This window comes from Bacillus testis, from assembly GCF_001243895.1.
Lineage (GTDB): Bacteria > Bacillota > Bacilli > Bacillales > DSM-1321 > Bacillus_AD > Bacillus_AD testis.
Genome location: NZ_LN851186.1, coordinates 3,047,553 through 3,071,264, shown reverse-complemented (window position 1 = coordinate 3,071,264; position 23,712 = coordinate 3,047,553). Strand labels below are relative to the sequence as shown.

Sequence of the window (23,712 nt, the reverse complement as noted above, 5' to 3'; positions counted from 1 at the left end):
GCCGTGCTGCTTTTTTAAGGGAAGATAGCATAAGGCTTGATGCTCGGCCATAGCTGGAATGACTTTATAAGCCATTTTTCATTAAAGGAGATTACATTATGCGCAGTTACGAAAAATCAAAACAAGCCTTTCAGGAAGCATTGCATTTGATGCCGGGCGGGGTGAACAGCCCTGTACGCGCTTTCCGGTCAGTGGATATGGACCCGATTTTCATGGAGCGGGGCCAAGGGTCCAAAATCTACGATATTGATGGAAATGAATATATCGATTATGTATTATCCTGGGGGCCGCTTATTTTAGGCCATTCCCATCCAGAAGTGGTGGAAGCCCTGAAAAAAGTAGTCGAAAACGGGACAAGTTTTGGAGCACCGACTTTATTGGAAAATAAGTTGGCGAAGCTGATCATTGACCGCGTTCCGTCTCTTGAGATTGTGCGGATGGTATCTTCCGGCACTGAAGCGACAATGAGCGCCCTGCGTTTGGCAAGAGGGTATACAGGCCGCAATAAAATATTGAAATTTGAAGGATCTTATCACGGCCATGGCGATTCCTTATTGATTAAAGCCGGTTCAGGCGTGGCTACATTAGGGTTGCCGGACAGCCCTGGCGTACCGGAAGGCGTTGCCATGAATACCATTACTGTCCCATACAATGACTTGGCAGCGGTACAGGCAGCATTCCAGCAATATGGGGATGATTTGGCTTGTGTAATCGTCGAGCCGGTTGCAGGGAATATGGGGGTTGTGCCTCCTGTAGAAGGTTTCCTCCAAGGCCTGCGCGATATCACGAAACAATACGGAGCATTGCTTATCTTTGATGAAGTCATGACAGGTTTCCGTGTAGATTATCGTTGTGCGAGCGGCTATTTCGGAATCGACCCTGATTTGACTTGTCTTGGAAAAGTAGTTGGAGGCGGTCTTCCGGTAGGCGTCTTTGGCGGCAAAGAAGAAATCATGAAGCATGTAGCACCGAGCGGGACAATCTATCAAGCGGGAACGCTGTCAGGCAATCCGCTTGCCATGACAGGCGGCTATATGACGTTAAGCCTTCTTACGCCTGATACGTATAAAGAATTCAAACGTAAAGGCGACATGCTTGAAAAAGGAATCAGCGAAGCGGCTAAAAAGTATGATATCCCGCATACATTCAACCGCGCAGGCAGCATGATCGGATTGTTCTTCACCAATGAAGAGGTGATCAACTACGATCGCGCCAAAACATCTGATCTTGATTTCTTTAGCCGTTATTACCGTGAAATGGCTGATCAGGGAATCTTCCTTCCGCCTTCCCAATTTGAAGGCTTGTTCATGTCAACAGCCCATAGTGATGAAGATATAGAAAAAACAATCGCTGCGGCAGAACATGCTTTTTCTGTCCTGAAAAGATAAAGTGAACCTTTGAAAGGTAGAGGGATTCATACCTGCCGATTATGAGTGGAACGAATCTAAGTTTAACGGTCGTTTGTTCTCCTGCTTACATGCATTGTCTTTACTACCGTGTTGAAGCGGAGTTATAGCGCTAGTTAAATAAACGCAGATTAGCCGGCATCATTAGGATGCCGGCTATTTGCATGCAAGGAAAGACCCGGGATTGTTTTCCAGGGTCTTTCTTGTGGAACGGCAATGAATCAGGATTTTAGAGAAGCTGCAAGGACGAAACCGGTTTTTCCTGAAGCCGTTTTTATAAATGTCCATGTTCCCACCTGGTAGCCGATTGAAACTTTTTCGTTTTGGGCAACGGTGCCTGTCTGGCCATATTTTTCTGAAGGGCCAGTGCGGATCGGCAAGGCAGCAGTTGCTGCCATTTCTCCACTGTAAGAGATAGCCGGACTATTGATGCGAAGGGTATAATCGATGCTTCTCGCCAGGAATATTGCATAGTCGGCCCGGATTATCTTTAAGTCGGATCCGAAGGTGCCATCCGCAGTACCTTGGGCAATTCCTCTAGACAAAAGAGCATGTGCTGCGCCGGAAGCAGAGTTGCCGTAATCATAGCCAAATGCTCTGCTGATCATTAGCGCCATTTCTCCCCTTGTGATTTTATCGTAAGGCTTAAAGGTGCCATTGCTGTAACCTGAAAGGATATGGTTTTCTACGGCGCTTTGGATATAGCCTGAGGCAACCATATTAGCGCCTACATCTTTAAAGGATGTTTTTCGTTTAGCGCCATCCAGATTCAAGGTTCGGCCGATCATGGCTGCTGCATCGGCGCGTGTCACTTGTTGGCTTGGGTTGAAATAGCCTTTTTCATCTCCGTAGATGATGTTGCCTTTTGTTAAATAAGCAATTTCTTTATAAGCGCGATGTAAGGAAGAAATATCTTTGAACAATGTAATGACTTTCTCGGGAGGCTGGCCATCCGCCAAGACATAGGCATCTTTGTTTTCCACTCCAGTTGGCGAAACAGATGTAATGCCATATGTGTATGTTTTGTCTGCTTTCGCTGCCTTGTCCAAATAGGTGGTTGTGCCATTATTGTATACAACATCTACGATATTGCGAGGATCCAGGTAAGAGCCCTGGTTTAGTCCCTCAAAACGGTAAATGATATATTTTCTTGCTTCGGAGCTGCTTGGCCCGTTGATTGTCAACTTCATTCCACCTGATTCCTGTACAGCTTGGACGGAGGAAGGCTTGGCTGGCTGTGCGTTATTTTTCCATGTTACCGCTGGTGTTACCGCCGTGTAATTATACAGCTGGCTGGTCAATAGGTTCACATAACCGAGAGCATTGCCCTGGATGCTGCGCAAGGAGAAGTGCATTTGTCCCGCCACATTGGCATTTGCTCTGTTGGCCGCCACTTGGTTCGGCAATTCCATTTTATCGTTCCACGCTTTATCGGAATCATTGCCGACTTTATAATCAGCCATTCCGATATAAAGGTTCACCGGATGGACATTTGCATAAGTGGCAATCTCCTTGCTCCACCAGTCCAATAAAATGCTGTAATTGGCTGCTGCCAAGCTTCTGGACCAATAGATTTGCGGAGCGATATAATCAATGCTTCCATCTTTGATCCATTGTCTGGTATCTGCAAACAAATCATCGTAATTGTTTACGCCTGCTTTTGTATTGCTGCCTGTTGGGTCCAGAGAATTATTCCGCCAAACGCCAAACGGAGAGATGCCGAATTGGACATGGTTTTTTGTGCTCTTGATAGATGTATATAATTGTCTGACCAGGCGATTAACATTATCACGGCGCCAGTCGTCAATTTTAGTGAAAGAGCCTCCATATTTCTTGAAAGTTGCTTGATCAGGGAATATTTGTCCGGCAATTTTATACGGGTAAAAATAATCATCCATGTGGACAGCATCAATATCATAATTGGCCACTAGTTCTTTAACTGTGGACACCAAGTAATCCTGCACCTCAGGAAGGCCTGGATTCAAGTAGTATTGGCTGCCGTATTTCACTACCCATTCCGGATGTGTACGGGCCACATTTGTGGCAGCAAGGCTGGTCAATGCTTGTCCCGGCATGGTAACACGGTATGGGTTCACCCAGGCATGCAATTCCATCCCGCGTTTATGCGCTTCTTGCGTCATGATCAGCAGCGGGTCATATCCTGGATTAGTGCCTTGGGCTTGGCCGGTGATGTAACTGGACCAAGGAGCCAGTTTGGATGGATACAGAGCATCATTAGTTGGTTTTACCTGAAAGATGACAGCATTAAATTTCTGCGCTTTCAGCTTGTCCAAAGTTGTCTGTGCCCAGCTTGTGAACTGTGATTGATCCATTCCTTTCTTCATGTCGATATTGGTTACGGTAGCAATCCAAGCGGCACGCATCTCGTTTTTCGGCATAGGATTGCTTGCACCCTTGGCTTGTGAAGGAACAATGACAATAAGCAGTGCTAAAGACATGGCAAGTACGGCCGCATATCTTAGCAGTATTTTTTTATGCATATATAAACTTCTCTCCCTTTTTAAAATCAGTGGAAATTCAGGTTCTACGATCTTTGCGGTAAGTCCAATGGCTTTATGGGCGCAGAAATCTAGAAATCAACTCTAGGCTGCAAAGACGATGGTATTCTACAAGTCTATTATTCTTTCAATCACCTACTTATGGATGTAAGAAGGGAACGCCCCTTACATTTTTTTCATATATATCCTTAATTAGTATAGCAAAACAGGATGTGGGAAAAATGGCTCATTTTTATCTGTAGTTGAAAAAAAGGGAGAAAATATGCTGGTTTAGGGCAATTTGACACATGCCAATCCTTCTTCTAATCATTAGATTGATATAGTATAAATCCATTTTCATAACGATTTTTAGGGTATTTGTGCCTGGTGTTCATCGTCTTGAACGGGGATGTACTCGGCGGAATTTTGAAGAGAATAGCAAAAAGTTAGGCTGAATGTATTCCCGCCAATTTTTACAGCTGGTTACATAGACACTAATATGGATCGGTAAATGGTTTGGCCGCTTTCAGTAATAAACATTCTGTTCACTTCATATGGTTATAGGGATAGTTTCTGTTTTTGGCCAGTGAAAGAGAGGAGGAAAGGGTTTGTCGGATCTAAATCAATCATGTTTGCGATTTGCCTTGGAAGAATCCATTTGGTTCCAGAAAGGCCAAGAGGTTCAAGAATTATATTCTTTAGCGATTGAACCCGACGTTACGATTACGGAGCGGAATCAATATATAGTGATAGAAGGAAACCTACAAGTTACCGGCGAATATGGAGGAAGCGGCGAAAGCCATGTCTGGGAGCAGCTAAGGCCGGGGGAAGAGCCATTGCAGCATCATAATGTCCAAATGGTGGCCCGCCGTGAAGAAGACGGCGTATTCGTCTTTCAACATGATTTCCCGGTAGATATCTCCATCCCGTCAAACCGTGTGGATGACCGAAACGCAATTGAAGTAGATATTTCTTCATTTGATTATAATCTGCCAGAAAAGAGCTGCCTAAAACTAATGGCCGAGTTAGTGATTACGGGCATATATGACGGTGAAAGGACAGACAATGCAACGGCTGTTGAAGATATTTCAGAAGAATCGGCTTATCTATGGAATCCTGGAAGGGAGGAAGAGGTATTCCAAAGAGAAGAGGAAGAAATTCTTTTTCAGGACCAAGAAAGCCACAATGGAACGGACCATGATCAAGCTGTCATTCAACCGATTTCTGTTCAATTCGAGGAAAGCCTGGAACAAAGAGAGGAACCTGAGACAGAAGACGAGTATGAATCCTTTTCAGTAGAAGCGTATGCTGTTCCGGCCGCCCCTAAAACAGAAGGAGAGGAAGCCGTTCATCAAGAGGAAATCCCAATGCCTTCCCTGAATCGGGATGAAGAACAGACATCTGGCACAATCAGTAAACCTTCAGATGAAACAGTAGACTTGCCTGATATCCCTTTCCCGGTTTTTCAACCAACAGACCGGCAAAAGGAATCCCTGCAAGAATCTATTCAAAAAGAAAGCTTATCTTATCAGTCCTTATATGAAAGTCTATCGGTCCAGCAGAAAAGTGAGGACCGTGATTCATCCATCCACGTTGAAAGCAATGAAGAAGAAACCAGTGTCTATGAATCACCAATCGAGAGTGTCCAGCAATACCTACAGCATAAAGAAAACATGGCTAAGGAAGAAAAACGCCAACAACGCTCCGACCCATCTTCAGCTTTCCTGAAAGAAACATTATCCCAACATGAATCTTCGTCTTCACTAGCAGAGACTGAGTTAGCAGAGGAAAAACCGGTTGGACGTGAAGTGCCAACGTCTTCGTTTACAGAGGATCAACCGGTAGAGCGTGAATCACCAGAGCGTGAATCGTCTTCATCCAGCCTTCCAGAATCAATTGGCCATGAATCGCCTGTGGAGGGAAAAGAACCATCCAAAAAGAAATCTGTTTCTGTTAGTTCCAAACTTTCTAAGCGTGAGTCTTCCTCGAGTGAGGTTTCAGAACAGCCAAAATCGTCTGTAAGCCTGACTGACTTTTTTGCGAAGAAAGAAACGAATACCCATACAAAGCTGCGGGTGTGTATTGTTCAGTCGGGAGAAACGCTTGTTGACATCGCCAGCCGTTATTCAATGAATAAATACGATATCATTGCTTGCAATAATATGACGGACGATGATGAGATAGAGGTGGGGCAAGTTCTCTATATTCCTCGCAAAGTTGTCCATAAGTAACGTGATTACACGAAGGAGGTAGGAGCCAGATGGAACGGGGTGAAGGAATTCCAAAATATATAGAAAATATAATGAGTCACTATGACCTCCGTGTCCTCTACTCCGAATCAATCGGACGCGTGCACAAAATCTACAGCGACCAGGGTGCATATGCGCTTAAAAGCATTGCACCCGAGCATAGCATGGATTTTATCAAGCATGTCCAAAGACTGTATCAGCGGGGATATAACCGCGTAGTGCCCATCTATACAACTCTTGATGGACGATATGGTGTCCTCCATGAAAAAAAACTGTATTATCTGATGCCGTGGATGAACAGCGATGAGAGCGGGGAAAGAAACGAAAAACATAAGCAGATGTTTAGGGAACTTGCGCGAATGCATGCGCTGACAGCGAAAGAGATTAAAGTGGAAACGGAAGAGCGCGAAATCCACTATGAGAAAACAAAAGATCAGTGGAAGCAGCAACAAGCATTTTTAGGGGAATTTATTGAACGGGCCGAACGAAAATGGTATATGTCCCCTTTTGAATTAATGTTCTGTTCCTATTATTTTGATGTATCGCAGGCTTTAGCCTTTTCTACAAAAAAATTTGACGAATGGTATGAAAAGACAAAAGAAGAGGAGAAGGTAAGAACGGTTGTCGCCCATGGGAAATTATCCATCCAACATTTTTTATTGAATGAAAGAGGAGCCGGCTACTTCATCAATTTTGAGAATGCAAAACCGGCTCCTGCCCATTTTGACTTGCTTCCATTCTTCGTGAAGTATTGCCAAACATATCCAGTTAGATGTGATGAATGTGTGGAGTGGCTTTACCATTACTATAAATATTATCCGATGAAAGAAGAAGAAATGTTGCTCTTCACTTCATATCTGGCATTTCCAGCGTCTTTTCTGCAAACCTTGGAAACGTACCATACCAAAAAATATGAAGTGAAAAATGAACGGCAATATGTAGCCCAACTGCAGCGAAACTATTGGCAGCTAAAGAATATTGAATACATGGTCATGAAAATAGAGGAGATTGAAGCACAGAAGAAGGCCGCCAAACAAGCGGCCGAACAGAATCAGTCGTCTTAATGGGCGAAGAGAAGAGCATGGAAAACCATGTTCTTTTTATTATTTATTTATCTTGAGAGAAACACTCCAGTTTGTACGTCGCTAAACGTGCCCTTCCGCTTTTCGTTAAAATATATTAAATTTTAGGCTGAAGGTTGCTGCTATTAGGACGAGGAGGAGGAATATGTCGAATACGGTTGGGAAGAAGAAGGCGCGGACGGCTTGGAAAATACAGATGGGGACGATGAATTGGCAGCATATTGCGCGGACGTTTTGCAGCCAAGGCGGCCGATTGTAAGGGTTGTATCTTTTTTTCATCTTAACTCCACTCTTTCGATTTAATGTTTTTGGGCAAAATACTTAGGATAGAATGGCGCTTCGATCTCCTATATGCAGGATATGTCTTATAGTAGTCTATGGATAAAGAGCGGATTATGTGAAACGGAATTCACCGAACCAAAAGCGCATGAATAAATTAAGAAAAACGGGAAACAATGATTGACGACAGATGAAGTTTTTCTGTACTATAAGGATAATTAAATAAATGAAATAGCGATGAATGGGAGTAGTACGTTTGAATTCTGCTTTTAGAGAGAAAAGCCAGTAGCTGAAAGGCTTTTTAAGCAAGAGCGAACAGAAGTAGCCCAGGAGCTGCTTTTATGAACATTGGAGTAGTAAAAGCCGGTGTAGAGCCGTTAACAGATCAAGCGCTATCCATACATAGATACAGTGTGGGTGGAATAAAGGTGGTACCGCGAACTGACTCTCTTCGTCCTTTTTACAGGAAGAGAGTTTTTTTATTTGTTCAAAAGTATCTGACATATAGGAGGAAGAAACAATGGAAGACAACCACATTTCGATGCCGACCAAGTATGACCCTCAAAGCATTGAAAAAGGCCGCTATGATTGGTGGCTGCAAGGGGAATTTTTTAAAGCGCAAAGCGATGACAGCAAGGAGCCGTATACGATTGTCATTCCGCCGCCCAACGTAACAGGAAAGCTTCATTTAGGCCATGCTTGGGATACTACCTTACAGGATATCCTTACCCGTATGAAGCGCATGCAGGGCTACGATGTATTATGGCTTCCTGGAATGGACCATGCCGGCATTGCGACACAGGCAAAAGTGGAAGAAAAACTGCGCAATGAAGGCAAAAGCCGCTATGACTTAGGGCGGGAAAACTTCCTGAAGGAAACATGGAAATGGAAAGAAGAATATGCAAGCCATATCCGTGAACAATGGGCAAAACTGGGCTTAGGGCTTGATTATTCACGCGAACGTTTTACATTGGACGAAGGATTGTCCAAAGCGGTAAATGAAGTTTTTGTGACTCTTTACAACAAAGGCCTTATCTATCGCGGCGAATATATCATCAACTGGGATCCATCTACAAAAACAGCCCTATCTGATATCGAGGTTATTTATAAAGATGTGCAGGGTGCTTTCTATCATATGAAATACCCATTGGCAGACGGATCAGGCTATATTGAGATCGCAACAACTCGTCCGGAAACGATGCTGGGCGATTCAGGGGTTGCAGTCCACCCTGAAGACGAGCGCTACAAGCACTTGATCGGCAAAACAGTCATCCTGCCGATTGTTGGCCGCGAAATCCCGATTGTAGCCGATGATTATGTGGAAATGGACTTTGGATCCGGTGCGGTAAAAATGACGCCTGCCCATGACCCTAATGACTTTGAAGTCGGCAACCGCCACAACCTAGAACGCATTCTTGTTATGAATGAAGACGGCACAATGAACAAAAACGCCGGCAAATATGAAGGTATGGACCGTTTTGAATGCCGCAAGCAAATCGTTAAGGATCTTCAGGAGCTTGGCGTATTGTTCAAAATCGAAGAACATATGCACTCGGTTGGCCATTCTGAACGAAGCGGTGCAGTGGTTGAGCCATATCTCTCTACTCAATGGTTCGTTAAGATGAAGCCTCTTGCGGAGGAAGCAATTGCCCTTCAAGCTAAAGAAGATGAAAAAGTAAACTTCGTACCGGAACGTTTCGAAAATACGTATCTTCGCTGGATGGAAAATATCCGCGACTGGTGTATTTCCCGTCAACTATGGTGGGGCCACCGGATTCCGGCTTGGTACCATAAAGAAACAGGCGAAGTGTATGTTGGCACGGAAGCGCCTGCTGATGCAGAAAACTGGAAACAGGACAATGATGTATTGGATACATGGTTCTCTTCCGCACTTTGGCCGTTCTCTACCCTTGGCTGGCCGGATACAGACAGCGACGATTTCAAACGCTATTATCCAACAGCGGCGCTTGTAACTGGTTATGATATCATCTTCTTCTGGGTATCACGGATGATCTTCCAAGGACGCCAATTCACGCACCAACGCCCATTCAAAGATGTGTTGATCCACGGTTTGGTACGTGACAGCGAAGGACGCAAGATGAGTAAATCACTGGGCAACGGAATCGATCCAATGGAAGTCATTGATAAGTATGGAGCTGACTCCCTGCGGTATTTCCTATCTACAGGCAGTGCGCCAGGGCAGGATTTGCGCTTCTCCATCGAAAAGGTGGAATCAATCTGGAACTTCTCCAATAAAATCTGGAATGCGTCACGTTTTGCCTTAATGAATATGAATGGCATGACGTACGATGAAATTGATTTGAGCGGCGAAAAATCCGTTGCGGATAAATGGATTCTTACCCGTTTGAATGAAACAATTGAAACGGTGACCAGACTTGCAGATAAATATGAATTCGGTGAAGTGGGCCGCGTCCTATACAACTTCATCTGGGATGATTTCTGTGACTGGTATATCGAAATGGCGAAGCTTCCATTGTACGGCGAAGATGAAGCCGCGAAGAAAACGACGCGCAGCATCCTTGCGTATGTGCTGGATCATACAATGAGACTATTGCATCCATTCATGCCATTTATTACTGAAGAAATCTGGCAGAATCTGCCTCATAAAGGTGAATCGATCACCATCGCTGCATGGCCGACTGTCAAACCGGAGCTGTCTGATGAAAAAGCGGCTGAAGATATGAAAATGCTGGTAGAAATCATTCGTTCTGTACGTAATATCCGTTCAGAAGTGAACACGCCTCTAAGCAAAAAGATCAACTTGATCCTTAAGGCGAAGGACGAAGCGATTGAAGCGAGTCTGAAAGAAAACAGCGGCTATATCGAGCGTTTCTGTAATCCGGAACAATTAACAATCGGAACAGATGTGGAAGAGCCAAGCCAGGCAATGACAGCTGTTATTACTGGAGTTGAAGTGGTAATCCCGCTAGTTGGATTGATCAATGTCGAGGAAGAAATCAAACGCCTTGAAAAAGAAGTAGAAAAGCTCAATAAAGAAGTGGAGCGCGTTCAGAAAAAACTTAGCAATGAAGGTTTCGTCAAGAAAGCGCCTGAAAAGGTTATTGAAGAAGAACGTGCAAAAGAAAAAGATTACAGTGAGAAACGTGAAGCGGTTCTAAGAAGAATCCAAGAGTTACAACAACTGTAAGTACGATGCCTGGCCGGGGATACTTTGGCCGGGCTTTTTCATTTCGAAATGTGGGCAAAGTGGCACTGATTAAATGATTGTACAGGATGTCAGCAATGGACTATGATAGAAGGTATGGAAAAGAACAAAGAGGAGAATGTTGATGCTTACAAAAATAGAAGATATGTATACTTATTTAGCAGAAAGAGAGCAGCAGCATGGCATGAATTTCGGGCTAGAAAGAATGGATGACCTGCTGGACGGATTGCAGGTGGATCATCAATCCCTCCGATTTGTTCATCTGGCAGGAACAAATGGAAAGGGCTCAACGCTGCATGAGCTGAAAAAAATTCTGGTCCATGCCGGTTACCAAGTTGGAACCTTCACATCTCCCCATATCGAGAGCATACAGGAACGGATCATGATCAACGAGCGTTATATTGAAGAGGCGGACTTTTTGCGTTTGTTCAATAAAGTGGTTTCCTATGTAGAAGGTATGGAGCAACATAATATCTTTCCTACACAATTTGAAATATTGACAGTCATTGCTCTGATGTATTTTGTCGAGCAAAAACCGGATATTGTCTTAATGGAAACGGGATTAGGCGGCAGATTGGATTCGACGAATGTCATATCTCCCTTGATGTCCATCATTACGAATGTCTCTTATGACCATATGAATATATTGGGCGATACAATAGAAAAGATTGCTTTTGAAAAAGCGGGCATTATCAAGGCCGATCGTTATGTCATTACGGGAGCCAAGCACCCTGATGCGTTGGGAGTAATCCGGGAAAAAGCGCGGCAGCAGAACAGCCGGCTGTTCGTCCTCGGGGAAGACTTCAAAGTGGAGAGTTCAGAACCGGTGAAGGATGGCGAACTATTTTCTTATAAATGGGATTCCATACTATACGAGGATCTGAAAGTGAGCATGCTTGGCAAGCATCAGACAGAAAACGCATCTTTGGCCATTACTGCGGCATTGCTGCTGAAAAAGAAATTCAATTTTGTCCTTCAGGAACAGGACATAAGAGAAGGGCTGGCCCATGCCAATTGGAAAGGCCGGCTGGAAGTATTGTCAACTGACCCATATGTCATTGTTGACGGTTCCCACAATGAAGACGGCATGCGTACATTGGTTAATACCTTGTACAGCCGTTTTGCGGGAAAACGGTTGATTATAGTGACGGCAGCTCTTAAAGATAAAGACGTACGGATGATGACCAGCATGTTGAAGCAGGTGGCCGATTTTATTATCTTTACAGAATTTGATATGGATCGGGCGCTCGATGCGAAATCTATGGCCGAATACAGTACCGGAACCGATCATGCAACCATTGAACAATGGGAAAAAGCGTTGGACCGAGGTTTGGAAATGGCTGACGGCAATAGTGTCTTATTGATTACCGGGTCTCTTTACTTCTTATATTATGCACGTCCTTATCTCGCCAAACGCTTGGATAACGAATAGCATATTTATAGCATTAAAGGGCATTCATCTGCTTGCGGGCGGTGAATGCTTTTTTTATTCTTTTTTAGAAAATAATTTACTAAAAATTCTATAAATTGATTATAATAGATAATAAGACTTATATTAGGAATGATATTTTTACATGATAGGTAAAAGGATAGACAGAATTAAAGGTGGAAGGTTTGGCTTTTCGGGAGGATGGGTCGTTATGGAGATGGTTGCTAGAAATAAAACATTTATAGCAGTGGGTTTAGGCTGGCTTGCTATATTTCCTGCAGGAGTATGGCTGGTGCATCATTTATTTCCCCCTGCTTACCATGAGATAAATAGTGAGATTTTTGCCTTCATGCTACTAATGATTATTGTGGCGACGATCCCTATATTTATAAATGATACTCCGCTTTTTATTCTTCAGGGAATAAGCATGGCGGCGTTTCTTGTTTTTGGCTTGTTCGTTGAACTGTTGCTGACTCAGGTGGCGATTATGTTTTTGTTGATTAAAATCAGGATCGGCAAAAAAGAACTGTACCGGGTACCGATGAATTCGCTGATGTTCTTTTTTGTTTCCGTAGGGAGCGCTTTGGTTTATTATGCTTTCGGCGGTAACCATGGCCCAATCGATGTGACAAACGTGAACGATATTCTGCCGGTTTTGGCGTACAGTATTACTTATTTCATCATTAACCAGATTCTCCTTATCTTTATTCTTGTTTTTATACATAAAAAGAAAAACAACTTGTTCGGTGCCGATTTAATCTGGGAGCTGCTCTCATCCGTTGTCGTTTTTCCAATCGGCGTAATTCTTTGTTTGCTTTACCAAGAAGTGCAGGTCCTGTCGGTGCTGATTGTCGCAATCCCATTTATCAGTATCGCGGCGATCATGCAGCTGTACTCAACCTCCGTGAAATTGAATGAACAACTGCATAAAGTCAGCCAAATCGGCCAACAGCTTGGTATGCGCCAGTCGGTTGAACAAGTAATCAATCTGTTTGTCGAGCAGGTTTCCGGGTTGTTTTCCATGGACCATCTCTTCATTTTTAATAGAACAAAAGAAGATAAACTGAAACTGTTGCGCCACCATAGGAAAGAGCAGGATGAAAATGAACAGGTATGCCCCAACTTTTCCAGCATTGCGCAGATTGCTCTTGATAAGAACGAATCCATCCGTTATGGGCGAAAGAGTGAATGGTCGGAAATCGGGCAATTTGTGATCGGCGATCTGGAAAGTCTTTTGACAGTCCCGATTACCTATAATAACAAAAGCGCAGGTGTTCTGGTCCTAGCGTCCAATAAAAAACGGATTTATGAGCGTTATCACCGCAATATCCTGGATATCCTCGCCACTTATTTAGTGATCGCGGTCGATAATGCCACCCATTATGAAGAAACCAAGCATATCAGTGAACATTGTGCCCTGACAGGGGTCTATAATTACCGCTACTTAAAAAATAGATCGGAGAAAGTGTTCCAGCAGTTGCAAGCAGGCTCCATCCAGGAATTATCCATGTTGATGATTGACCTGGACCATTTTAAATCGGTGAATGATACATACGGGCATGAAAGCGGCAACCGGATTCTTTGCCAGGTTGCCGCCATCCTCCAGGAGCGGGCGGGCAGCCAGGGCATTGTCACCAGGTACGGCGGCGAGGAGTTTGCCATCCTGTTACCTGGCATGGATGAAAAGCTGGCGATTAGTTTAGGGGAAAGCATCAGGCAAAAGATTGCCGATACCCCATTTACAGTTATGCAGACGCTGCAGTTTGAACAAGAGAATTTCATTCGTGTTACTGTAAGCATCGGTGTTGCCACGGCTGACAGATGGCAAGATGATTCTTTATCGTTGCTGCGCAATGCCGACCGGGCCATGTATATAGGAGCGAAAAAAGCGGGACGTAACCGCGTTGCCGTCTACGAAAAATAATTTTTTGAAAAACGAAACAATTATAGTGCGACTTTCCGCCCTCTCTTGGTATAATAAATGGGAAAAATGTATGATTTTTCTATTTGGTCGCGGAGGTGTGTATTTATAATGGGAAATAAAAAGATAAAATGGGTATCCTTGCTTACGATATGGTTTTTGCTATTGTCGTTGCTCCCTGATCGATCTTTTCTTCATACACAAAAGGCAAAAGCAGAAGGCATCCCGAAATATCAAATATTGGAGATTGTGGACAAGACGGGGAAGAGTTCACAGTTAACATCAATAATCAATAAAGACGCAACCCTACAACGAAATGTTGAAATTAGTACAATGCCCATGAAGAAATTTGTCGCCCAACGGGATGGATTAGATGGAGAATATGATGGCATAGCCATTATGGAGGGAGAGTATACTTCTGCCGGTGTATCAGGAAAAGCCCACAATACTACCGCTGTGATGAATGATATTACGGATCTTAAAGCGAAGGAAATCATTGATGACTATATAAAAAAAGGGCAGATGTTTATAATCCATAAGGGCAGTATTGATAAGGGCGCGAAGATGAAAGCTAACTTTGCGGCATATAAGGTTAAGGAAAATAATCCGAAGAACATGCTTGTTTACAGCGACGAGGACTCATTAAAAAGGTTTATGAAAAATTTCTATAGTGATAATGCTGAAAGACCGCGGATGGACATACCGGAATCCTCTATGCCTTCACTGGAGAAAGGCTCTACATACAAAGCAGGCGACACGCTCACAATCCCCATCCATATTTTGAAACCATCTAATGCAAAAGACAGAGATATGACAGCGAAACTGTACATTGATTCGGATTTCAATGACCGATACGATGATTCGGAAGTGGTAGTTGAACAGAAAGTAGCCGGGCAGGCACTGGGGTTATCCTATAAATTTCCAAAAGGATATTCCGGGATCCGCAACTGGAAAGTAGAGTTGGTCGACAATACAACACGTTTGAAAGATTACAAGAGTGGCAGAGTCTACTTCAAGGATAAATTGGTTACTGTTAAGGTGCTGCAGGTGCATTCGAATAACGGTTCATCTTTAAGGGCAGATGCAAATATGAACCAGTCCTTCCTGAAAAGAAACGGCGAATATGATATTCAAATTACACCGGTTTCGATGGAAGATTTTAATAATCGATACGCTAAGATTATTAATGGCAATTACGATATGGTTATTTTCGGATTTTCCGATTCCTATAATGTAAATGCTCGTTTAACCCAGTCATCAGCTGATTACTTAAAGACGTTTATCGCCTCCAAACAAAGCATTATGTTCACCCATGATACGGTATTCTTAAACAATGACCAGCTTAACAAATCGCCTACCGAAAAGAAAAATGATGAAAATAATAATGTGTGGGTGAGGAATTTTAAAGAGGATACCGGGCAGGTGGACCCCCGGACAAACCTTGGATATGGAGCACCCAATACTTCTACTAATACAACAAGGGTAAATGAAGGATTAGTGACCAACTATCCATTCAAGTTAAATGAAAACCTTAAAGTAAATAACACACATAATCAATATTATACCTTGGATTTGGAAGATCCCGAGGTGATTCCTTGGTATAACATTGTGGGCAGCAACCGCGATGTAAATGATAGCTATAACCATTATTATATGTATTCAAAAGGGAATATTACCTATTCTGGGACTGGGCACACACCGAAGAATTTTCCTCAATCTGAACAGGAATTATTTGTGAACACCATGTACCGTGCTTTTTTAGGAAGCAACCATGCTCCGGAAATCACTGTATTAACACCAACAGAGGATTCGGAAATTCCCTCCAACCAACCGATCGGTCTATCATATATCATCGATGATTATGACCTAAAGGATACAAAACTGAAAACAAACGTTTATTTTAATGGAAAAGAAGTCTATAGCAACAATGACGTAACAAGCGGAGCAACGATTTCACAATCATTGGAGCACAATCTTCCACAGGGTGGAGCACTTGAAATCAAAATTGTAGCCACTGACAGCAGCGGAGCTGAAACAATTAAAATAGTGAACGTCAAGGTGAAAAAGTTGGATGTAAGCCTTGAAGTGAAGCGTACAACCGATGCGAAAAATCCAACGGAAGCCGGCAAACCGGTAATGATCAACTACATGATCACTCCAAAGGACATTACTGGCGCTGCAGTCAGTAACGTGAAGGGCGATACGTTAATAATCAGCAGAGCAGTATTCGAAGAGCAGCTTCCGGCCAATCTGAATGTCAATCTTGCACAGTCTTCAGATGGAATGGCTATACACGGAGATAGTAAATCAGGGATAACCGTTACGAATAGCATTGGTACCATCACTTACAAACGAAGTGGCAACCGCTTTGTGGCTAGTCCGATTACGTTCAGCTTAGCTGTAACGCCCGAAAAGAAAGGCTCTTTTGTATTAGATCATTCGGAAATAAGATACCAGGATTTCAATGCGATAGAAGGAAGATTGACTAGAAGTCCATTTAACGCGCTGACGATTGTGGCTGATTATGCTTTAAAAGGGATTGAGCTTCCGAATCAATATGTTATTAGCAGAGACTCGACAAAAAACTTTTCTCTCGATTTGAAATGTCTTCCTGCCGATGCAGGGATCAAAGAGATCAAATGGAAGGAAATGAGTGCCGGCACTGTTTTACAGCTAGCCCCGGCAACAGGCACCGGGAGAGCATTGAAAGCGGGGGAAACGGTCATTGAGGTGCAGGTAACCGATCATTTTGGAAATATCTTTACCAAGAAAGCAACAGTCAGGGTGCGCATCCCGATTAATAAGATCAGTGCGGAAGATCTGACCATCCATGTCGGTGAAGAAAAGGAATTAAAGGTTTCGACCGATCCTACTGATGGGAAGCCAACTTTGGAATACACGCTTGTCCATGAAGAGATTGCTTCTTTTGATAAAGGCACGTTCACATTGACAGGCAAGAAGCAAGGCGAAACACTCCTTACATTATTCGGTTATAATAGCGAAGGAACAATTATCGAAAAAACGGTAAAAATTACTGTGGTTCCAGTTTTGATTTCCAACATCATTATTTCTCCTAATGAGATCAAGATTAAAAAAGGGGATTCGTATTCAGATTTCAATATTACAATCCAACCGGCGAATGCCACAGATAAAAACCTGATTTGGGAATCCACAAATAATACGATTGTCCAAGTGACAAAGCCGGGAGTGATAAAAGGGGTCGGAACAGGAACTGCAGAAGTAATGGTTTATTCGCCTGACCGTACTATCAAGGAAACGATCAAAGTCATGGTGGGTTCGAAACTGGAAGGCATTAAAGTACCTGAGAGCATTACGATCGAAAAAGGCGAAAAGATAAAAATGCCGATTGAACTTGTGCCGGCAGATGCCTCAGATATCATTTCTGTAAAAGTGAAAGAGGATAATGGATTCTTTATTTCCGTCTTAGATAACGGCGTATTAGAAGGATTGAAACTAGGAGAAACATTTGTTATAACGACTGTCATTTCCGAAGAAAAGACCTTCACTGCGCGAACAAGAGTTATAGTGGTCGGCAAAGGGGAAAAAGATGACAATCCAGGCGGCGGCAACGGAAAGGAAACGGATTTATATTAAATCGAAGCGTGCTGAATCGACTTTCATGTTGATTCAGCCTATTTTCTTTCCAGAATCAGAGGGAGAGGGAAAGGCATGGCAAAGAGATTAAAACAAGGATTGGCGCTCATCATCGGCATTGCGGCGGTTCTCGCGTTGTTTTTTTGGGCCACACGCGGGCCAAGCCAAGAAGAATTAGCATCGCAGCAAAAGAAATTGTTCAATGCCATTCAAAATGGGGATCGCCATACAGTGAAAACAGTACTTGCAGACAATGAAGGATTGGCCAATGAAAAGAGAGACGGAATTGATCCTCTAGAAGAAGCTTTGGCCGACCAGCAATATCAGATCGCGTCGATTTTATTGGACTACGGTGCGAAGGTGGGAGATAAGGCAATATTGAATGCCGCTGCCCTCATGGTCGACCATATCCACGTAACGGTGTGGAGCGACAAAAAAGTCAAGGGACGTTTAGGCGTCTTTGACCGGCTTATGGAAGAAAATAAAGGAGGCTTGAAAGAAACAGACGAACAGGGAAATACGGCGCTTCACCATGCAGTGCTGCATGGTGACAAAGACATGGCTGCCCTAATGATCAAGCATCATGCAAATATCCGTGCGGTTAACAAACAGCGCGAAACCATTCTGCACGCTGCTGCCATAAGAGGGGACCGGGAGACAGTCTCGTTCATTTTACAAAAGGCGCCTTCGCTCATCCATAAGGTCGATAAGGAAGGGAACACATCGTTTGTTAAGGCTATTAAAAATCAGCGTACAGATATTTATGATCTCTTGTTGCAGGCAGACAGTAGCCAGTTGACCAAAGCAAACAATCAGAACGAGACGCCATATGATGTGGCAACGATTCTCGAAGATACCAGTACGATTGATTATCTTAAAAGAAAGAAAGCGATGGAATAAACAAAAAGGACGCAGAAACCAAACATCTGCGTCCTTTCATCTTGGCTAATTATTTTTGATGATATTGTCCGTAATCACATCGAACTTGGTTACTTTCGGCAATGCGTTTGATTTGCCGATGAACAGCCGTTTATTATTTTTTACTTTCAAGCGGGAAGCAGTCTCCAATGAACTTGGTGTGAAGGAAATCCGTTCCTTCTCTCCACTCGCTTCGCCTTGATAAGCATTAATGCTCAAATTTTGTTTGGCAAAAATGCTGCCGTTCACACGGACAAGGGAACCAACGCCATAAATATCGGCCGAACTGTCCGTATAAAGAAAACCATTGATTGTATTATTCTTGCTGGAAGAGGCAAATTTATCATAGATGGCCAGCTGTAGGCCTTCCATAGCCATCATAATGAAACCTGTTGGCTGTGAAGGATCAACCGTGGCTGGATTTCGAATATCTGTATCGGTAAAGGTTGCCTTGCCGAGTGCATACATGACAGAGTCGATTGTATGAGAACCTTCGAAATAAATGTCGCCAGTGACTAAAACATTGCCGTTTATCGTTATATCGTTTGAAAACTTGGCATTACCGTTAATGATGAGCCAATGGTCCCTGCCGATGTTCAATGAATCAGTGTCGATGAAAGCATCCGGTCCATTTTCGCTGGTATATCCTTCATAAAAATAATTGCCTGGCCCTTTTTTCTCTATTTCGGTAAAGCTCGTTATCTTGTTATTATCAGGATAATTGGAAATCTCCTCACTTAATCTTCTGCTAATCTCTTCTTTGCTGCTGTCTTCCGATAGCCCAGAAAGATCAACGCCCGCCAACGATAGTTTATCGAGAAACGATTGCTTCAGTTTTAAATCAACGAATGGATCTTTATTGATGACCGGTGTTTTATCAGGAGAAAATGCTCTGATCGCTTTGCTTTTGTCCTGCCAATGGCTGGTTTGCAGTTGGAAAGGAAGATCCGTTTTTTCATTCACTTGATAGCAGCTGGATGCGCAGAACCGGTAACGTGACGAAGCATTATCCTCTAGAAAGATGGTGCTTGCTGCGCTAAGCGAAGGAAGCCCTGTAGCCACGCTCAGCTTTTCCGAATTGTACACATAATTGGCCTCTTGGCTGACAAATAATTTGTTTTTGGCATAGATGTCGCCGTCTATCGAAGCGGCTCCATTGATGAAAAGATTGCTTTGTGATCCGACAGCGTATTTCATGAAGCTTGGCATTGCTGTGATATAGACAAGCTGCTCAAACGCATCCTTTTTACTTTTGGCCAGCAGCACTCTTGTCTGGCTTTCACCAACATTATATTGCGGTTGTTTGGAAACGTCGGTAATGGTATAGGAATCGCTATGTGCATCATTCATTTGTTTCAGAAAATCGCCTAAGACAGCGTCCTCGGTCGTTTTTGAGCTTAGCTGATCATTATGTTCATCCACAAAGTTCTTGATTTGGGCAACTGCTTCTTTCAGGGAAGTCATATGCTCAATCTCTTCCTTCACTTCTGTCTCCCGATATTCCGTGCGTTTGCTGCCCTGGATCGTAACGGATAATAAGACCAATCCAAGTACTGTAAAAATAAGAAGCATCAATAAAACCGTTAATAAAGAAGATCCATTTTCATTATTTTTCATGGGCTTCCTCCATTGTTAAAATCCGAACGAGCTCTTGAATGTGATAGGTTTTCTTTTGATGAATGAACCCGCAATCCCTTTTTTATTCGATTGAAGGACCAGCGTCATTTCAATTGTTCCAGATGAGCATTTACCTTCCAAGCATCTTCCAGAGGTGCCGACTGAGATGATGGACTTTGAGAGGTTATCCTTTGGATCTTCATCCAATATGGAAGAATGCGGTGTATCAATCTCCACTGTATGGTCGGTGTTGCTATTTTTTCTTCTGATATGCAATGTGTTTTTATTTTGCTGTTCTTTTGTAAAGTAGACATCAATCAACAAGTCTTTTTGTGGCTGGTCTTCGACAATATATTCTTCTACGTATTTTTCACCGGCCCTGACAAGTTGGATTCCAAGGCTCTTTCCGTCTTGAGATTGCCAGTTTTCAATGGTTCGCGGTGAGTTTTCATAGAATTCATTCATGACCATTGTGGCTATATAATCAGCATCGTCCCGCAGTTCCGCTTCGACTTTCACCTTTTGGTACAGCTCAAAGCCGGTTGCGAACAAGGAATACACAACTGCAAGGACAATGGAAGAAAGAACGATGGACAGCAGCAATTCAATTAGGGTCATCCCTCTTTGGGAAAGCAGCAGTTTATTCATTTTTAATGACTCCCTTGACCGTAATGTCTTGTTTATTCCATTTTATTTCGACTTTTGCATCCAAAAGGTACTTATATAGAGAAGCATCTGTACGGTTATTCGTAGGTTGTCGGCTGGCAATCGTGATCGTGCCTATGTATATGACATCATTGATCTTCGAATCGATCCTCTTTTGGCAATTTACTCCGCTCAATCCGAGCATTTGGCAATTGTCCGCGGTTATTTGAATTGTTTTTTCGCCATTTTTGCCAATGGTGCCATTTGCGGACAGTAAATTATTCATGCTTTCAAAGTCCTGGCTTTCGGCATAATTCAGTACACTCCTCGCTACATTGACGGCAACTGTCCGGTTTTCATTTTGTTTGGCGAAATGGAATGTCTGTGAAAAAAAGCCCATGACCGTAATCGTTATAACACCGAGCAACGCCACTGCCAGAAGGACTTCAAGCAGTGTAAATCCCTTTTTGTTGGTAAAAAATAAAAGAAATTTCATTAAAGTCACTTCTTTCCAATCTTGTTAATTTATTATACAATAAAATCAGCGCAAAATATGACAAAAGTCTTATTAATTGGAATGTTTTCCGGAATCTGAGGTGAGGGAAATCGAAATTGTGATATTTACAGTCATTGCGGCAGTCATTTTAGTGCCTTTTCTTTATTTTTTACCGGCAGGGCTATCCTTGAAAGGAAAGTTTTTTCTGTTGGGTTTCTCAATTGTATTTTCGCTGCTGGGAGTATGGGCGTCTGAAATTATGCCTATGTGGAAAACAATCTCTTTGCTGATCCTGCTTTTGTTGTTGTTGGCATATGTATTAGCCAATAGGCTGCAAACGGCATTATTCGCAGGGGTCAATACGGAAGAAGAACTAGACTTCTTTTCTCCTTCACAGGAGCCGCCCAGTGTGAAATCGGCACGGAACGTTTTCCTTAAAAAGCAAATCGATTCTGCAGATCAGGAACTTCCTTCAGATTTTGCTGGAATATCCGAACAAATGATTAGCGGACAGCACGAAATGGTTTTTGTGGAAGATAAAGATAGCGGCATCGTTCAGGAGGAGAATATATTGCCTGTTAACAATCTAGCAGAAGAGAATCAAAACATAGATTTGGTTGCAGAGGAAATCCATACGGAAGAGCAGGTGGAAAACAGCAGTGATGTATTCATTGTCAGTGAAGGGCCTCTAGAAGAGGAAGTGATTCCCATGTTGGAAAATCTAGAGGACATTCAAATAGTGGAAGAGGAATCTTTGCTTGCTGCAGAGACGGATGAAGCCGCTGCCTCGTTGGAGCTGCCGTCTGATGATCTGGTGTCCGATCTAGTTTTCATAGAAAAAGAGGGCGGCCAGGAAGCGTTCATATCGCCTTTAGAAGAGATATTGGCAGAGATGGATGAAGAGGATTCTTTATATAGCGAGGAATTGTTTCTTATGGCAGACGAAGAAAAGCATGATGATAGGCAAAACTTAAAGACAATGGAGATAAAAGAGACGGATATTGCTGAGGTTCTACCAACAAATGGGTATTCTCTTCCTATAGAAGAATCAGCGCCTATAGAGAAAGAAGAGAATAGGGATGAAGAAGAATGGCTGATAGAACCAACTGAGAACGTAGTGGAAGAAAGCGAAGTCCCTGCTTTCCCAATTCCTGTACAAGCCGTGATTGAAGAAATGGAATGGATGGAGTTGGCCGAATTGGAAGGCAGCGCGGAAAGTGAAGCGATTCCTTCAGAACCCAATGATGAAACACAGTGGCAAAAGCAATTAGTGAATACATTTTTGGAACATATCCGTTTGACGGTTGCCACCAAGAGCCAATGGGATGCGGAAGCGGTTATTAAAAGCTACTTGAACAACGATCTGTCCGCAAAAGCGTATTATGTATTCAGCATCGAATTGATTCAATTATATATCCGCTCCAAGCAATTCGATAAATTGGAAGAATTGCTTGTTGAACTCCAAAGTAGATTCGATAGGTATCCTATGCTTTTAGTCCAATTGAATTATATAACAGAACAATTCTTGCAAAATAGTAAAAAATAGTATAAATAGTAGAAAATAATGGTACTATTGGTTGATAGCGAAAATATAAGGGTGTGGAAAAAATGAAAAATAGTGCACAGATTATCGAATTGCCTATTATCAGCATTAATGACGGAACAGAAGTAGGGAAAGTAAAATCACTGGTAATCAATCCAGAAAAGGGAACCGTCGATTTTTTGACGGTTGACCATGAAGACTGGCAGGTAAGTGTCAGGGCCATTCCTTTTAGGAAAATAATCGGGATCGGTGAATATGCCGTCACAGTGGCCAATGAAAATGCCGTTATAGATTTGAATGAAATTCCAATTGCAAACCAGCTGGTCAATAAAAAAATCAAGATCTTAAATACAAAAGTCATTACCCGTAAAGGCCAATTGCTGGGTGAAATTATCGAATATTTTGTAGATGAAGAGAATGGCAGCATTATTGGAGCGACAATGAAACTGGCAGACCATGAAGTCGTTATTTCATCGGAAGCTGTTTTAACCTATGGCCGCGATATCATCATCGTAAACGATGATGCTGAAAACCATTATTATACGGATGCGAAATCTCTGTTGGCAGGTTCCCAGGAGGAACAGCAGGCTGAAGGGGTTGTTGCTGAAAATGAAGCTGGCTTGCTTGATGTGGAGGCGGCTTTAAGAGAGAAACAAATCTCGCTGTTGGAAGGAAAGCGCGTCAAAAAAGACATCAAGAATCAAGATGGGGATTTACTGTTCACCGAGGGGACAATCTTGGCAGTGGAGGATATTAAGAAAGCGCAAAACGGCGATCCAAGTGTCATTGTGGACTTGTCGATGCATGTTGAAGCGTAACCAGTTAAA

General features: G+C 42.9%; 14 protein-coding genes and 1 other annotated feature. Of the genes, 10 read left to right on the top strand and 4 right to left on the bottom strand.

The genetic code is table 11. The annotated features are described in order from the left end of the window. Positions 1 to 98: 98 nt before the first annotated feature. Positions 99 to 1,388 (top strand): glutamate-1-semialdehyde 2,1-aminomutase, encoded by a 1,290-nt coding sequence (hemL, locus tag BN1765_RS15270; RefSeq protein WP_050615946.1) that lies wholly within the window; start codon positions 99 to 101, stop codon positions 1,386 to 1,388. A gap of 239 nt (positions 1,389 to 1,627) precedes the next feature. On the opposite strand, the gene BN1765_RS15265 is transcribed toward hemL, so the two are convergent. After that, a complete protein-coding gene (locus BN1765_RS15265) occupies positions 1,628 to 3,907 on the bottom strand; it encodes a family 10 glycosylhydrolase (RefSeq protein ID WP_050615945.1) in 2,280 nt (759 codons plus the stop codon). Between the two features lie 605 nt (positions 3,908 to 4,512). Here BN1765_RS15265 and BN1765_RS15260 point away from each other — a divergent pair. The 7 genes from BN1765_RS15260 (at position 4,513) to BN1765_RS15230 (ending at position 18,566) form a co-directional block, all read left to right on the top strand. Further along, complete coding sequence (locus tag BN1765_RS15260) at positions 4,513 to 6,135, top strand: LysM peptidoglycan-binding domain-containing protein (RefSeq protein ID WP_050615944.1); 1,623 nt, start codon at positions 4,513 to 4,515, stop codon at positions 6,133 to 6,135. 29 nt (positions 6,136 to 6,164) lie between these two features. Beyond that, a complete protein-coding gene (ysxE, locus tag BN1765_RS15255; protein ID WP_050615943.1) occupies positions 6,165 to 7,217 on the top strand; it encodes a spore coat protein YsxE in 1,053 nt (350 codons plus the stop codon). 525 nt (positions 7,218 to 7,742) lie between these two features. Then, positions 7,743 to 7,976: a binding site (T-box leader), on the top strand. Between the two features lie 58 nt (positions 7,977 to 8,034). After that, complete coding sequence (locus BN1765_RS15250; protein WP_050615942.1) at positions 8,035 to 10,683, top strand: valine--tRNA ligase; 2,649 nt, start codon at positions 8,035 to 8,037, stop codon at positions 10,681 to 10,683. 142 nt (positions 10,684 to 10,825) lie between these two features. Then, complete coding sequence (locus BN1765_RS15245; RefSeq protein WP_050615941.1) at positions 10,826 to 12,133, top strand: bifunctional folylpolyglutamate synthase/dihydrofolate synthase; 1,308 nt, start codon at positions 10,826 to 10,828, stop codon at positions 12,131 to 12,133. Between the two features lie 208 nt (positions 12,134 to 12,341). Further along, entirely contained in the window at positions 12,342 to 14,054 is a 1,713-nt protein-coding gene (locus BN1765_RS15240; RefSeq protein WP_050615940.1) for a sensor domain-containing diguanylate cyclase, read from the top strand. 108 nt (positions 14,055 to 14,162) lie between these two features. After that, entirely contained in the window at positions 14,163 to 17,666 is a 3,504-nt protein-coding gene (locus BN1765_RS15235) for an Ig-like domain-containing protein (RefSeq protein WP_050615939.1), read from the top strand. Positions 17,667 to 17,741: 75 nt separating this feature from the next. After that, a complete protein-coding gene (locus tag BN1765_RS15230) occupies positions 17,742 to 18,566 on the top strand; it encodes an ankyrin repeat domain-containing protein (protein WP_050615938.1) in 825 nt (274 codons plus the stop codon). Positions 18,567 to 18,611: 45 nt separating this feature from the next. On the opposite strand, the gene BN1765_RS15225 is transcribed toward BN1765_RS15230, so the two are convergent. From BN1765_RS15225 to BN1765_RS15215, 3 genes are read right to left on the bottom strand one after another with little or no spacing between them, the layout of a single operon-like run. Beyond that, positions 18,612 to 20,201 carry a hypothetical protein gene (locus BN1765_RS15225; protein ID WP_050615937.1) on the bottom strand — a complete coding sequence of 530 codons (1,590 nt, stop codon included), beginning with the start codon at positions 20,199 to 20,201 and terminating at the stop codon, positions 18,612 to 18,614. A 15-nt stretch (positions 20,202 to 20,216) separates the two neighbouring features. Continuing rightward, on the bottom strand, positions 20,217 to 20,849 hold the full coding sequence (locus tag BN1765_RS15220; protein WP_050615936.1) for a PilW family protein: 633 nt from the start codon (positions 20,847 to 20,849) through the stop codon (positions 20,217 to 20,219). Beyond that, positions 20,842 to 21,342, bottom strand: a complete 501-nt coding sequence (locus BN1765_RS15215) for a prepilin-type N-terminal cleavage/methylation domain-containing protein (RefSeq protein ID WP_050615935.1) — start codon at positions 21,340 to 21,342, stop codon at positions 20,842 to 20,844. The genes BN1765_RS15220 and BN1765_RS15215 overlap by 8 nt, the downstream gene beginning before the upstream one ends. A gap of 118 nt (positions 21,343 to 21,460) precedes the next feature. Between BN1765_RS15215 and BN1765_RS15210 the strand changes: the two genes are divergently transcribed. Together BN1765_RS15210 and BN1765_RS15205 are read left to right on the top strand one after the other, a co-directional pair. Next, complete coding sequence (locus BN1765_RS15210; RefSeq protein WP_147554212.1) at positions 21,461 to 22,888, top strand: hypothetical protein; 1,428 nt, start codon at positions 21,461 to 21,463, stop codon at positions 22,886 to 22,888. 62 nt (positions 22,889 to 22,950) lie between these two features. After that, positions 22,951 to 23,703 carry a PRC-barrel domain-containing protein gene (locus BN1765_RS15205; RefSeq protein WP_050615933.1) on the top strand — a complete coding sequence of 251 codons (753 nt, stop codon included), beginning with the start codon at positions 22,951 to 22,953 and terminating at the stop codon, positions 23,701 to 23,703. Positions 23,704 to 23,712: the final 9 nt, after the last annotated feature.

What these genes read in the sequence shown, in the direction of transcription:
- BN1765_RS15235 (WP_050615939.1), top strand. Translation starts at nt 14,163, where the DNA reads ATGGGAAATAAAAAGATAAAATGGGTATCCTTGCTTACGATATGGTTT.
- BN1765_RS15225 (WP_050615937.1), bottom strand. Translation starts at nt 20,201, where the DNA reads ATGAAAAATAATGAAAATGGATCTTCTTTATTAACGGTTTTATTGATG.
- BN1765_RS15240 (WP_050615940.1), top strand. Translation starts at nt 12,342, where the DNA reads ATGGAGATGGTTGCTAGAAATAAAACATTTATAGCAGTGGGTTTAGGC.
- BN1765_RS15250 (WP_050615942.1), top strand. Translation starts at nt 8,035, where the DNA reads ATGGAAGACAACCACATTTCGATGCCGACCAAGTATGACCCTCAAAGC.
- BN1765_RS15220 (WP_050615936.1), bottom strand. Translation starts at nt 20,849, where the DNA reads ATGAATAAACTGCTGCTTTCCCAAAGAGGGATGACCCTAATTGAATTG.
- BN1765_RS15230 (WP_050615938.1), top strand. Translation starts at nt 17,742, where the DNA reads ATGGCAAAGAGATTAAAACAAGGATTGGCGCTCATCATCGGCATTGCG.
- BN1765_RS15245 (WP_050615941.1), top strand. Translation starts at nt 10,826, where the DNA reads ATGCTTACAAAAATAGAAGATATGTATACTTATTTAGCAGAAAGAGAG.
- hemL (WP_050615946.1), top strand. Translation starts at nt 99, where the DNA reads ATGCGCAGTTACGAAAAATCAAAACAAGCCTTTCAGGAAGCATTGCAT.
- ysxE (WP_050615943.1), top strand. Translation starts at nt 6,165, where the DNA reads ATGGAACGGGGTGAAGGAATTCCAAAATATATAGAAAATATAATGAGT.
- BN1765_RS15215 (WP_050615935.1), bottom strand. Translation starts at nt 21,342, where the DNA reads ATGAAATTTCTTTTATTTTTTACCAACAAAAAGGGATTTACACTGCTT.
- BN1765_RS15265 (WP_050615945.1), bottom strand. Translation starts at nt 3,907, where the DNA reads ATGCATAAAAAAATACTGCTAAGATATGCGGCCGTACTTGCCATGTCT.
- BN1765_RS15205 (WP_050615933.1), top strand. Translation starts at nt 22,951, where the DNA reads ATGAAAAATAGTGCACAGATTATCGAATTGCCTATTATCAGCATTAAT.